The sequence below is a fragment of the Oscillospiraceae bacterium genome (genome assembly GCA_034925865.1).
Lineage (GTDB): Bacteria > Bacillota > Clostridia > Oscillospirales > SIG627 > SIG704.
On sequence record JAYFRN010000043.1, the window covers coordinates 1 to 12,324 of the forward strand.

A 12,324-nucleotide genomic window follows, 5' to 3' on the forward strand; every position below is an offset into this window, starting at 1 on the left:
ACTGTATCGCTATGTCTGTTATTGTCCTGAACCTGAAAAAGGTTCTTTGCGCCTTTTTTGTGTTCCTATATTGTTTGCTAATAACACATCATCTACCGCAGCGAAATTTGAAATTCGTATTTGTTCAGTAGACATTAATTACTGAGGTCGGAACGCGCGCAGATCATCATATCAACGGAAAGGTCATCGCCGACAGACTTTTAAGCGAATACGGTTATCCGGATGACAGAAAACAGCGGGTCTTGGGCTGCATTTTACACCACCGAAGCAGTAAATATGCTGATAATATTGAAGAATTGTGTGTCGCCGATGCCGATATAATTTCGCATTATGATAATATACCGATGTGTTTTGGTGTTGCGTTCAAGTATAATAAGATAAACACGGATTCGGTTGCCGAGTGGGTGAAGTATTTCGAGCATGACTGGAATGACCTTAGCGAGAGGACAAAACGAGCCTTCAAACCAAGGTATGATATTATAATGGATGTGTTATTCGGTGCACTGTTATAATAAACGGGAGTAGTGACTCACCGATTTTATTTTGTCCGCCATATCTGGAGGAGAGGTTACATACACCTTATCACCGGAGCTGAGAAAGTTGAAAATATAATAAAATATGAGAATTTATAATTTTGAGATTAATTTTTATTGAAGGAGTTTCCGGTGTCGGAAAATCGACCACTGTATCTAATCTTGGTAAGTCTTTGTCTGATTTTGGGTACTCGGTCAAATGCCATTATGAAGGTGATTACGACAGTGCTCTTGATTTATGCTGGGTATCGTATATAACTCCATACGAATACGAGAAATTACTGGATTCATTTCCTGAAGAAGTTGATAAGATTGTTAAAAACACATTGCATAAAGGTGATTATGTTTTAGTCAGATATCAAACGGGGCGCACATCATTATTCTGTACACAACTTCATCAATTACTACATGATAAAGAATTTTGTTACAATCCGCAGAATAAACTGCCAATTTTAAAATTTACTGAAGTTTATTCTATGATGTGGAGATGCTTTGGAGATAGTAACAGCAGTTATGATTATGAAATTTTTGATGCTTCACTTGTAAGTCATATGACAAATGATTTAATGAGAAATAATAACGCTTCTTCTTGTGAAATTGCAAATCACTTAAATACACTGCTTGCTTTTGTATCGGATTATTCTCCTATTGTTTTTTATCTTTATTCTGATAATATTAGAAACAGATTAATAAATGCGCGTATATGCCGGAAACAACCACCACTCAATGAAGAAAAAATTGTCTTTTGGCAAAAACGAAACAAAGTCGATTCAGTCGTACTACCAATGTTATCCGCTCCTGTCGTAATGTGCGATGTCTCAAATAATAATTGGACGAATATTGAAAATCAAATATTTCGCCGGTTAACAAACAATATAACATCAACAGATAAATAAATATTTCGGTTGGAAAAATATAAGAATAATAATTAAGCTTGTACAAACATGACACCCTTCTAACATGTAAAAAACAAAACGGAGGATTTACAATGGCAAAATCAATATGCGGTCTTGACTGCGGTAAGTGTGAATTAAAGGATACTTGCGGCGGTTGCAGTGCGACAAAGGGCAAGCCATTCGGCGGTGAATGCATGCTCGCGGCTTGTTGCTTAAAAAGCGGGAACGAGAGCTGTGGCGCCTGTGCAAAGGATAGCTGCGAATTGAAAAGGCAACTCATCGCAGAATTTAACAGACTTGGCATTGAAGATATGCCTGAAGTAACCGACCTAAACGCACTTTGTGGCTCTTACATAAATCTTGAATACACTCTGCCCGGTGGACAGAAGGTCAAGTTCTGGGACGGCAGCAGAATTTATCTCGGCAATCAGCTGGAAAAGAAAAACAGCAACCGCTGCTACGGTCTGACTGCCGATGAAAACTATCTTCTGGTCTGTGAATACGGTCAAAACGGAACAGATGCAGAAATTGTAGTTTATAAAAAACGGAGAAAAGTAAATAAAGTTGACTCACGCTGCGGACTGCATTGCACAGACTGCGAATATAAAGTCACCTGTGGCTGCGGCGGATGTATTGAAACAAACGGACACCCGTTTCACGGCGAATGTCCTGTGGCGAAATGCTGTCAGGATAAGGGCTTTACGCACTGTGGTGAATGTCCGGATATACCATGTAAACTGTTGACACAGTATTCTTGCGATCCTGAGCATGGCGACAACCCGAAAGGAGCGAGAATTGAACAATGTAAAAGGTGGGTGAAAAGATGAAACGCTCAATGATGCAGGTATTTGTAAAAGGAGGTTTTGAAGCGTTGGAGCTTTACAAGAAGGCTTTTAATGCAGAGGTATTATGTTCATATGAAGATGGAAACGGCGGATATATGCACGCCGAGCTGAACGTATACGGTCAGGCGATTGCCGTATCTGAAATTACACAAGATGCCATATCTGGCAATACTATGATGTTTTGCTTTGAATTCGGTGAAGGTGGCGGGGACTTGGTGAAAAAGGCGTATGAAGTTTTGAAAAACGGTGCTAAAGTTGAGAATCCGCCGCAAAAGTGCGATTACAGCCCATGCCAATGTGTTCTGAACGATAAATTTGGCGTTACATGGTGTCTTTTTGAATAGGAGGACAAGAATGTCTAAACAAAAACTTATTATAATAAGCGGTTCACCCTGTGTCGGTAAAACGACTGTTGCAGACAAGCTGTTTCAATCATATGAAAACAGCGCGTATCTTGACGGTGACTGGTGCTGGTGTGTAAATCCATTTTCGGTAAGCGACCCCAGACTGCGTAACGGTGAAAAAAGCATGTCATTCGTGTTATCTAATTATTTGAACTCCGATTTCAATTATGTCATATTTTCTTCGGTTGTGGTTATGTACGAAGCAATAAGAGAGCCGATTTTAAAGGATATCACGGTAAAAAACATTGAAGTAATCGGAATTACGCTGACCTGTTCGGAGGAAACACTGACGGCACGGCACAAAAGCCGTGGGGACGAAAATGAGGTATCATTTCAATGGCTTCATTTGCCGCCGTATTCCGGGGATTATGTTATAAATACTGATAACAAAACGCCGGATCAAATTGTCTGTGAAATAAAAGAATTAATTGAGAAAGGTAGTTGAAAATGAACATTGAAATTAAAAAGCTGATCCCCGAACTAACGGAGGATTACCTGCACTTTTTCGATGTCACACCGCATGACGATGATATCCCCGGCAGTAAATGTTATTGTGTTTGCTGGTGCAGTGCGGATCACCGCATAGCAACCGACTTCTCATCGCAGGAGAAAAGACGGGAGCTTGCAAGGCAATACATAAAAGACGGCGTCATTCAGGGTTATCTGGCATATCAGGGTGAGAGAGTCATCGGTTGGTGTAACGCAAATACAAAAGCGGAATGTCAGCATTGTATAAGCTGGCTGCGCTTTATGCAGTCGGTTGATGTAGATGATACAAACTTAAAAATTAAATCGGTTTTTTGCTTTGTAATTGTGCCCGATATGCAACGGAAAGGTATTGCGACAAAGCTGCTATGCCGTGTATGCGAGGACGCAGCAGCTGACGGCTTTGATGTGGTGGAGAGCTACCCGAATAAAGCTTTTGTCAGCACAACCCGTGATTTTATGGGTCCTGTCGAGATGTATAAGAAATTGGGCTTTACGGTCGTTTATGAAGTGAAAGACATAGCGGTCATGCGGAAATGTTTGAAAGAGAATTAAGGAAAAATGAAACAAACTTACATAGAAAATAAGCCTGCTTTAGCAAAGGAGATTGCAGAACTTGCTGTAGTGTTGGTTAAGGCAAAGGTATTAGAACTGAATTTATGAATAAGCTTATTTAAGAATAAAAGAAAACAAAATTTGTATTTGAGGAAAATCCATATAGCTTTACAATTGTTTTGGGATTTTTGATATGCTTTTCGGATAAATGCAAAACTATGAAATGGAGTGATGTATATGCCAAAATTAATCTTGGTTTGCGGTAAAATATGTAGTGGAAAAACTACCTATACAAAAAAGCTGATAAAAGAAATAAAAGCTGTTCATCTATCGGTTGATGAAATAAGTATGTCTATTTATGGCGGACAAGTTGGCTCAACTCACGCTCAAGTAGTAGAAAAGATAATACACTATCTGTTTAATAAATCTATTGAAATCTACAATACAGGATTTAATGTTGTAATTGATACAGGATTTTGGCAAAAGGCAGACAGAAATGAGGCAAATGAATTTTATAAAAACCACAATATAATCCCAGAATGGCATTATATTGATGTGCCAGATGAAATGTGGCAAAAAGGCATTAGGAAACGTAATAACGATATTAAAATTGGTAGAACTGTTGATTGCGTAATTGATGATAACACGATGAAAATGTTTTTAAGTTTTTGGGAAACACCAAACAAAGACGAAATTGATGTTTGGATTATAAACGATTGGTGTTGAAGTGAGTATTGATAGTCATGCGAAAAGCATTTAAATGAGGATTCTGCAAAGAAATAAATTATTTTCTTGAATGCACTACCTGCAACATGCGGCACAAAATCCACTTGATGGGAATTGAAAGCTTTTTCTCCGACAAACTATTATAAAGGATATACTGACAGCCCGTAGCGTGAAAATTATACACGATCATGAATAAAAAAGAAGTGATGAATGTGAAAAAACAGAAATATTACCTCTACCACTATTACGAGCGTAATTTTGGACCGTTTATGCCGCTAACCGCATTGCCGATGAATGAAGCAAAAGAAATTTTGCTAATACAAGAAGCCGCTGGGAAATTCCACAATCCCGACATCGACGGATTTTTACAGAAACGATATGATCGTGACAAGCTTCTTCGTGAGATGTTTATAAAACATGGTGGCAAGCCTGAACGTACTGCCCCGGTGTATATGATGCTCGGAGAACACAAACAGTGGGAATCGGCATATGAAAACCCTGCGGTTATCAAAATCCCGCTTAAAGAATTTGATCCCCTCACCGTCTCATTTACATACGGCGATTCATTTTCAGTTTTAAATTCGTCACTTTTTGGCGATGAGGAATATTGGAACAAGGTATATTTTGCGGACGAAATGTTGCAAATCATTGACAGACTTGGTTTCCCTCCTTATGTGGAATACGATTTCAAACGCGGGATATATCCGATAGACAAAAATATAAATCATCACTTGAAGTATGTTGAAGCTCATATTTGGAGCGACGAGACGATTATGAAATATATATGAGGGGAATTGAAAGATGAAATTTGCCTCTGTTTGTATCCATACCGATAACGCTCCGCGCCTTGCTGAGTTTTACGAAAAAGTATTACAGGAAAAACCGGAGGTTGACGGGACTCATTATGGTTTCTCTAAAATTGCTGTGTATGATGATGGAAATGTCACGATGTCCGAACATAAAAATATGTCGATAATGTTATCCACCGAGGATTTACAAGTCGAATATAACCGTCTGCTAAAAGAGTTCCCCGATTTAGTTGTGACATCACCGCCACAGCGTCGTCCGTGGGGCGCGTTTTCATTTTGGTTTCTAGACCTCGATGGTAATACGGTAAGTGTATTTGAATATAAGGAGGACTAAACTTATGCTTTGCCCTAGATGTAAAAAAGACGACCCACAAAACAGAGAGATGTGTCCTGACTGCGGCGCGCCGATAAGACCTATTCCCGTACCTGCGGGAGGTAAAATTAAGTTCGGCAAATATGACTGGTTTGTCTTGGATAAACAAGATGATAAAATGCTTATTCTAACCGAAAATGTTATAGAAAAGCATCCGTATCACCATGGAGAAACTGAAATCACGTGGGAAACCTGCGATATGCGAACATATCTGAACAGCGAGTTTTATGATTCGTTTGAAGAAAATGACAGAAACCGCATTATTGAAGTCACAAACGAAAATCGGGACAATCCGTGGTATGGCACAAGTGGTGGTAATCCCACTACCGACAAGGTGTTTTTACTAAGTATCGACGAGGTTCTGAAATATTTCGGTGACAGCGGTCAGATAAAAACGCGGTATATGTATCCTTCTCCATGGGGCGACTGGTGCAAGGACGAATTTCTGCCGTGGATTGACGACCAATACAACATAGCACGCCGTGTTGTAGATGACACGGGCATTGTTCGGTTCTGGAGATTGCGGTCGCCCGGCGCGAATAGGTACCGTATCGCTTTCGTATCAGGCTTTTGCGGAGACGGATTTGACCAGGGCGTTATAGACATATCAGGTTGTTCCGGGTTAATAGATGGACATTTTGAGTTTGATAGTTTCGGTTCTCTGTCGAATGGTCTGGAGGACGAGCATTGTATAAACGGCATTCGTCCGGCATTATGGCTAAAAACATGTTGATAGAAAAGGAACGATAAAATATAATTTCATGTATTTAATAATACTTCCTTGACTCTGCCGTAACGTCAAGTGATATACTGTCCGCAAAGGAGATAATAGAGCGCTATGAATTTAATTAAAATAACCGAACTCAGCACTGAGATAGGCCTTTCATCACGGACATTGCGGTATTACGAGGAAGCGGGGCTTATCACGAGCGTTCGACCACAATTTGAAAAGTATCGCTTTTATGATGAGCAGAATGTGCAGCGGCTGCGGCAGATAATGGTACTTCGGAAAATGCAGATACCCATAAAGGATATCGTGCGGATTTACGAAAGCCACGAAATGTCGGCAATCACGCAGGTTTTCGTGGACAAAATCAATGAAATCGACGGCGAGGTCACCGCCTTATCCGAGCTTAAACGCATCATAAACGAATTCTTACAGAAGATGATTGAAAAAGGCATAAAGCAGATTTCAGCTTTGCCGCTTTTATACGAGGAAATGGACAAGCAGCTCACCTCACGGGAAAATATCAACATGGAACAAAAAAACTTCGCGTTAAGCGAAGCTTTGAATGAGGTATCGGAAAAGCTCGCAAAGCCACTCGACATATCGATTATCAGGTTACCGAAAATGCGAGTTCTGTCTTCATACTTAAAAGATGATGCGGAAACATCCGACACCACAGCTTTCATGCGTTATCTGCAAATGAACGGAATGAAAGCCGACAATTACGGCAGCTTTGAGTATCAGGAAAACGACTGCGACGTTATGATTACAAAAATTGCAGATGGTTTTACAAACGACAGCAATTTTACCGATTTCATTTTTGACGGCGGTTATTTTGCCGCGGCGAACGTGTATCTCGACGACGACTTAGCACAATCGTTTTATTCGCTTGTAAAAAGCTTTGATGATAATAAATTTTATCAGATTGACTACACAGCCGACGGCAATCTGCGTCACGCCGCCATGCTTGAAAATCTCATTTCTCCCGACGAGCGGCGGCAGCTTGTGGCGTTATATGTCCCCGTAAAAAAGAGGATTCCGGACGTGTCGCTTTATCCGAAGCCAACCGAAATCACCAATATTACGGTCGGTGTACTAAAAAAGCAAAATCCTATACTGTGGGAAAAAGAAGTCGAGCTTGATAAGCTCACACCGATAAACAATCCGCATTACAGAGTTATGGAAAACGGCGAAGTGGAGTATACCGGTTGGATTTCCACACGGACTCTGAGTACAAATGTATCGGTCAAGCTCCCGTTTCGAGTAGATATCGAGTTTCGTGTGCCGATGGATGACGAGCAGTTCGGCTATGGTGATAATGAGGGCAGCATTATCTTTTATCATGGCGATGATAACGGCTATAACATCGGGGTGAATCTCGGAATTATGGGCTTCGGCATCAACATGAATAATCACTCAAACCGTCCGGAGGAATCCATAAGTTTTCATCAGCCGGTTTTCCATGACTATTACAATTTTCCACATAAGGGCAGGATCAAGCCGAACGAGTATAACCACGTCACATGGATAATCGGTCAAAAATACCTAGCGGTCATAATAAACGGCGAAATCCGGTATTGCGGCGCCAATTTTCCGTATATGTATCTTGATTTGAACAGCGAGAAAGCGTATCCCGTTGTAATCGGTTCAAACGGGCAGGGAAAGAAATATTTTAGAGCGATTAAAATTTCTCAGCTTGCGTATTCCCCGAAAACCAAAATAAAGAACGGAGAGCTGACCATGATCACAAAACAAAGCAACAGCATTATTTCGATTATCCATCGTCTTATCACCGACGAATATGGAGAAAACTACTGGTTCAACGGTTCGGCGAAATATGTTATGGAATGTCTCGGGGAGAAAGAATATGATTATTGGTTTTTCGCCGGAATTACGGGTGATGTATTTACACAGCATTACAAACAACCGTTTATGGGCGATAGCATTGACGCGCATTATCAAGTAAATGGCGATTTCGGATTCTTCGAGCGTATTTTTGAGAAATGCGGATATGCGTCAACCTTTGTCACATTGAAGGATATATCCAAAAACAAAGAAATGTATCTCAATGCGCTCATTGGATATATCGATAAAGGAATCCCCGTCATAGCGCTGGTAAACGGAATTAATAAGGAATACAGCAGCGGTTTTTTAGACGGCGTTTTTGTTGGATACGAGGAGCACGGAAAAACGCTGCTTTATATAACAGGCAATAATAACGAGCCGCAGCGTATTCCATTTGATAAAGCAATCGATAGTGACAAACAAGAGCTAAACGGCTGGGTTTTCGTCGGTGAGAAAAAAAAGCAAAAGGATCTTGCAACACTCTATCGTGAAGCAATTTATGCACTACCTGAGCTTCTGACTACCAATAACGATAAATACTGCTTCGGTTCGGCAGCTTTCCGTGTGTGGGCAGATGATGTGGAAAACGGACATTTCGACGGCATGAAACCGGAAGAATTTGACGGCTGGTCGATGTATACCAACTTCGTCTGCGTGCTTGCGACCAACGGCAGCTGCTGTCATGGCTTTTTACAGCGTGCAAAGGAGCTGAATCCAGATATGACATATCTGGATGAGATAAGTAAGCTGTATAAGCGAACGGGGGAAATCTGGAACAACGACAACGGGAACGACCTGGAAGCCCTCGGGGGCGGCTTCAATGTCACGCTGGAAGCATTGCAAACACCTGAAAAGCGGTCAAAGATCGCCGCGAGAATCCGCGAGTGCGGGGATATTATGGACAAGGTTGTTAATATACTTAAAGAAAACATAAGGGATGAATAAGAAAATAAACATGCAGAAAGCGAGATTCACAACACTATGAAAAAGCTTGATTTTTCAATCCCGTTTTCGGGATTCTGCTCCACATCATTTATCAATTGCTTCGCTTCCGTTTATATGTATCTTGAGGGATTCGACGCGTAGACAACGGCGTGACCTTCTGTAACGAGTGGGTTAACGGGTCAGTGCAGCTGCTGCAGAAACTGCGCTACCAAGCCGCAGGCTTTGCAGGAACGCTTCTTTTTCCTTTTGAAACGCAGATAAAAATTCAAATAAAGAATGGAGAACTAACCATGATAACAAAACAAAGCAATAATCAGATTTCAAACATTCAAACATATTGCGTCGGTGAACGCGGTGAGAATTTTGCTTTTGACGGCGCTTGTGAGCGGCTCATGGATTGCCTCGGAGAAAAGGATCTCGGCTATTGGCTGATTGCGGGTATTACAGGAGATTGTTTCGCACAGGTATATCCCAAAAATCATACCTTTTACAGCGACCGTTATTGCGTATCCGATTATAATATACTGTATCATGATGACTGCACGAGTTATATAGAGGGTATATTTGATAAAATGGGGTATGCTTGCACCTATATCCCGAAAGAAAGACTTTTATCAAATAAGGAAATGTATCGGCAAACACTTATAGCTTACATTGACAAAGGCTTACCAATCATGCAATTCAAGGGAAATTACAGCCTAATTTGCGGTTATGAAGAACATGGTAATATTCTTTTGCAACGATACCCATGTAACGATAATTTTGAAAAGTTTTCACTGGATGAAACCTATTTTGCTGACAATGAATTGAAGGGTTGGATTTTTATCGGAGAAAAAAAGGAACAGAAAATACTTGCCGATATTTACCGGGAAGCTGTTTTAAAAATGCCCGAAATTTTAACAACAGAAACTGATAAGTATTACTTCGGAGCCAGAGCATTCTATGCGTGGGCTAAGGATATAGAAAATGGTTTTTATGACGGTAAAACGCAAGATGAAGTAGATTTATGGGGAACACATACAAGCTTTGTCTGCGATTTTGAAACAATTGCAGCAACATCGGGACGGTTTTTATCAAAAGCGTTAGAATTTAATCATGACTTGAGCTTTATTTCGGAAATCATTTCTATTCTCGGCAGGCAAGGCACATATGCAAACGGCGGGCTTGAAGATTTAGGAGGCGGATTTAATGTTACGCTTGAGGCGTTGCAGAACATAGAGAAGCGGACAAAAATTGCCGCAAAAATCCGAAAATTTGGGGACTGTATTGATCAGGTTGTTAAGATATTGAATGAAAATATTAAAGGATGAATAAGAAAATAAACATACAGAAAGCGAGAGAAAGTCTGAGCATGTCTACGACAGCATCGGAAATGTAAAAACGCTCGGAAAACCTGAATTCGGCGATATACTCAATACAATAAGCTGGCGTTATGGCTACACCCACGATCTTGCGTGGTCGATAATCGGGCTTGACGAGTGCATAAACTGGGATGACTGGAAGTCGCATTATTACGGCGATATGCTAGAAGTCATTCTCTTGAAATTCAAAGAAAATGATGAAGCTGTGCTTGAATGCATTAAAAAACTGATAACCGCTCTCGGCGAAAATCATGAACGAAAGATATAATCACCTCTATATAAGGAGAATAAGAAAATGAGCGATAAGATAAAATATTCAAAATTTGAGTACATTGAAATACCCGCACTGCGTTTCATAGGCATAGACGCATGGCGAACAAAAGAGGACTGGGGCGATATGTGGCGGCGTAAGGATGAATTTCTGCCACAGCTTGAATCCATGAAGGAAAGTCTCGATTTGACAATACCGCATGTATGCGCTTTTTGCCACCACGACGACGGTGAAGTTGACGTTGTTAACCGTTATTTGATTGGAAGATTTTTCAAAGCTGATACCACTGTACCAGACGGATATGATTACCACGATTTGAAACCGCAAATAGTTGCATATGCCGTATTTGATAATGGCGTGGAGAATGAATTTTTTTTAAGATATGAAATTACACGGGATAAAATATTGGGCGACGGTATCGGGATTCCTTATCCAGTAGGATATTGGCACGGAGAAGTATACATCGATAAAACTCCGGTTGATCCGACGTTTTGTTGCGGTGTCCTGTTTGCCTGTAACAAAGGGAAAGTATGATTATTCTAAAAATATAGTATTGAAAGGAAAGATAAAATGAAACAGAAACCCCTTGAAAACGAGCATGTTATTGTACACAGCTTTACTTCCGGGGATTGGCGGGATTTACGTGATATTGCATTATCGAACGCTGCTTCTGATTTTGCATATTGCGATGAACAATGGCCTACTGACGAAGAATCTATAAAAGGAATGGCTGATTACTTGGCAACAAACGATAGCATGTCAGCAATTTACGCTAAAGACATAGATAAGGTTGTATGCTTTGTTAATTTCAACAGAATAACTGATGAAAAATATCTTGATATCGGTCATGTTATGAATCTTGAATTTGCCGGTCGAGGGTATGAGTACGAAGGCCTTCGCCTGTTATATAAATTTGCATTTGAGACAATGGAGATTGATGGAATTCGTTCATATTGGGCGTTTGATGATAAGGTAAAGTTAGAACCGCTCATGAAGCTTGGAATGAAAGTCACGAGGAAATTTCAAAACAATTACTTCGGTGGCAAAAAGGGAACCTTCACGGGTTGCGAACTTAAGGTGTCGAGAGAAGAATTTTATAAAGGGTGATGATATAATGGACGAAAAAATCACACCAACAAAATTTGAGTACATAGAAATACCTGCCCTGCGTTTTATCGGCATAGATGCGTGGGACTGGGGCGATATGTGGCAACTTTTACTTTATCTTCCGCCGCTGAAATTTCATCATATCTTGCTTTATTAACTAGTCATTTAAATAATTACCGCTTAAAGAGAGAAAAGCCTTTGGTATATGGGCTTTTCTCTCTTATAAGGTAGGACATATTTAATTGCCGAGTTAATAATTGAACCACCGTGTACCGAATGGTATGCATGGTGGTGTAAGAGGTCGGTCAATCAATTAATAGATGACCTCCAACTCGATTATATATTTATGATTCTGATTCAATAAATCCACTTTACAAATGATTATTAGAGTTATATAATATAGTATATAACCTGGCACTAATAAAAGATCTTGCCATAAAT

15 protein-coding genes are annotated in these 12,324 nt (G+C 40.3%); all 15 read left to right on the forward strand.

Annotation, left to right across the window (positions count from 1 at the left end; translation table 11 throughout):
• Positions 1-242 precede the first annotated feature (242 nt).
• Positions 243-512 (forward strand): hypothetical protein, encoded by a 270-nt coding sequence (locus tag VB118_12175; GenBank protein MEA4833356.1) that lies wholly within the window; start codon positions 243-245, stop codon positions 510-512.
• A gap of 122 nt (positions 513-634) precedes the next feature.
• A complete protein-coding gene (locus VB118_12180; protein MEA4833357.1) occupies positions 635-1,429 on the forward strand; it encodes a hypothetical protein in 795 nt (264 codons plus the stop codon).
• A gap of 92 nt (positions 1,430-1,521) precedes the next feature.
• Positions 1,522-2,256, forward strand: a complete 735-nt coding sequence (locus VB118_12185; GenBank protein ID MEA4833358.1) for a DUF3795 domain-containing protein — start codon at positions 1,522-1,524, stop codon at positions 2,254-2,256.
• Positions 2,253-2,618, forward strand: a complete 366-nt coding sequence (locus tag VB118_12190; GenBank protein ID MEA4833359.1) for a VOC family protein — start codon at positions 2,253-2,255, stop codon at positions 2,616-2,618. Before VB118_12185 ends, VB118_12190 begins: the two co-directional genes overlap by 4 nt.
• Positions 2,619-2,628: 10 nt before the next feature.
• Positions 2,629-3,123 (forward strand): AAA family ATPase, encoded by a 495-nt coding sequence (locus tag VB118_12195; protein ID MEA4833360.1) that lies wholly within the window; start codon positions 2,629-2,631, stop codon positions 3,121-3,123.
• A gap of 2 nt (positions 3,124-3,125) precedes the next feature.
• Positions 3,126-3,719, forward strand: coding sequence for a GNAT family N-acetyltransferase (locus tag VB118_12200; protein MEA4833361.1), 594 nt, complete (start codon positions 3,126-3,128; stop codon positions 3,717-3,719).
• Between the two features lie 237 nt (positions 3,720-3,956).
• Positions 3,957-4,445 carry an ATP-binding protein gene (locus VB118_12205; GenBank protein MEA4833362.1) on the forward strand — a complete coding sequence of 163 codons (489 nt, stop codon included), beginning with the start codon at positions 3,957-3,959 and terminating at the stop codon, positions 4,443-4,445.
• Positions 4,446-4,657: 212 nt separating this feature from the next.
• Complete coding sequence (locus VB118_12210; protein ID MEA4833363.1) at positions 4,658-5,233, forward strand: hypothetical protein; 576 nt, start codon at positions 4,658-4,660, stop codon at positions 5,231-5,233.
• A gap of 13 nt (positions 5,234-5,246) precedes the next feature.
• Positions 5,247-5,588: a hypothetical protein gene (locus VB118_12215; protein MEA4833364.1), complete on the forward strand. Its 342-nt coding sequence runs from the start codon at positions 5,247-5,249 to the stop codon at positions 5,586-5,588.
• 4 nt (positions 5,589-5,592) lie between these two features.
• Positions 5,593-6,360 carry a DUF6273 domain-containing protein gene (locus VB118_12220; protein ID MEA4833365.1) on the forward strand — a complete coding sequence of 256 codons (768 nt, stop codon included), beginning with the start codon at positions 5,593-5,595 and terminating at the stop codon, positions 6,358-6,360.
• Positions 6,361-6,465: 105 nt separating this feature from the next.
• A complete protein-coding gene (locus VB118_12225; GenBank protein ID MEA4833366.1) occupies positions 6,466-9,144 on the forward strand; it encodes a MerR family transcriptional regulator in 2,679 nt (892 codons plus the stop codon).
• Positions 9,145-9,434: 290 nt separating this feature from the next.
• On the forward strand, positions 9,435-10,454 hold the full coding sequence (locus VB118_12230; GenBank protein MEA4833367.1) for a hypothetical protein: 1,020 nt from the start codon (positions 9,435-9,437) through the stop codon (positions 10,452-10,454).
• Positions 10,455-10,800: 346 nt separating this feature from the next.
• Positions 10,801-11,310, forward strand: coding sequence for a hypothetical protein (locus VB118_12235; GenBank protein ID MEA4833368.1), 510 nt, complete (start codon positions 10,801-10,803; stop codon positions 11,308-11,310).
• A gap of 36 nt (positions 11,311-11,346) precedes the next feature.
• Complete coding sequence (locus VB118_12240; protein MEA4833369.1) at positions 11,347-11,883, forward strand: hypothetical protein; 537 nt, start codon at positions 11,347-11,349, stop codon at positions 11,881-11,883.
• 7 nt (positions 11,884-11,890) lie between these two features.
• Positions 11,891-12,040 (forward strand): hypothetical protein, encoded by a 150-nt coding sequence (locus VB118_12245; protein MEA4833370.1) that lies wholly within the window; start codon positions 11,891-11,893, stop codon positions 12,038-12,040.
• Positions 12,041-12,324 lie beyond the last annotated feature (284 nt).

Excerpts from the sequence above, each read along its gene's own strand:
- VB118_12185 (MEA4833358.1), top strand. The coding sequence starts at position 1,522 with ATGGCAAAATCAATATGCGGTCTTGACTGCGGTAAGTGTGAATTAAAG.
- VB118_12190 (MEA4833359.1), top strand. The coding sequence starts at position 2,253 with ATGAAACGCTCAATGATGCAGGTATTTGTAAAAGGAGGTTTTGAAGCG.
- VB118_12195 (MEA4833360.1), top strand. The coding sequence starts at position 2,629 with ATGTCTAAACAAAAACTTATTATAATAAGCGGTTCACCCTGTGTCGGT.
- VB118_12200 (MEA4833361.1), top strand. The coding sequence starts at position 3,126 with ATGAACATTGAAATTAAAAAGCTGATCCCCGAACTAACGGAGGATTAC.
- VB118_12205 (MEA4833362.1), top strand. The coding sequence starts at position 3,957 with ATGCCAAAATTAATCTTGGTTTGCGGTAAAATATGTAGTGGAAAAACT.
- VB118_12215 (MEA4833364.1), top strand. The coding sequence starts at position 5,247 with ATGAAATTTGCCTCTGTTTGTATCCATACCGATAACGCTCCGCGCCTT.
- VB118_12220 (MEA4833365.1), top strand. The coding sequence starts at position 5,593 with ATGCTTTGCCCTAGATGTAAAAAAGACGACCCACAAAACAGAGAGATG.
- VB118_12225 (MEA4833366.1), top strand. The coding sequence starts at position 6,466 with ATGAATTTAATTAAAATAACCGAACTCAGCACTGAGATAGGCCTTTCA.
- VB118_12230 (MEA4833367.1), top strand. The coding sequence starts at position 9,435 with ATGATAACAAAACAAAGCAATAATCAGATTTCAAACATTCAAACATAT.
- VB118_12235 (MEA4833368.1), top strand. The coding sequence starts at position 10,801 with ATGAGCGATAAGATAAAATATTCAAAATTTGAGTACATTGAAATACCC.
- VB118_12240 (MEA4833369.1), top strand. The coding sequence starts at position 11,347 with ATGAAACAGAAACCCCTTGAAAACGAGCATGTTATTGTACACAGCTTT.
- VB118_12245 (MEA4833370.1), top strand. The coding sequence starts at position 11,891 with ATGGACGAAAAAATCACACCAACAAAATTTGAGTACATAGAAATACCT.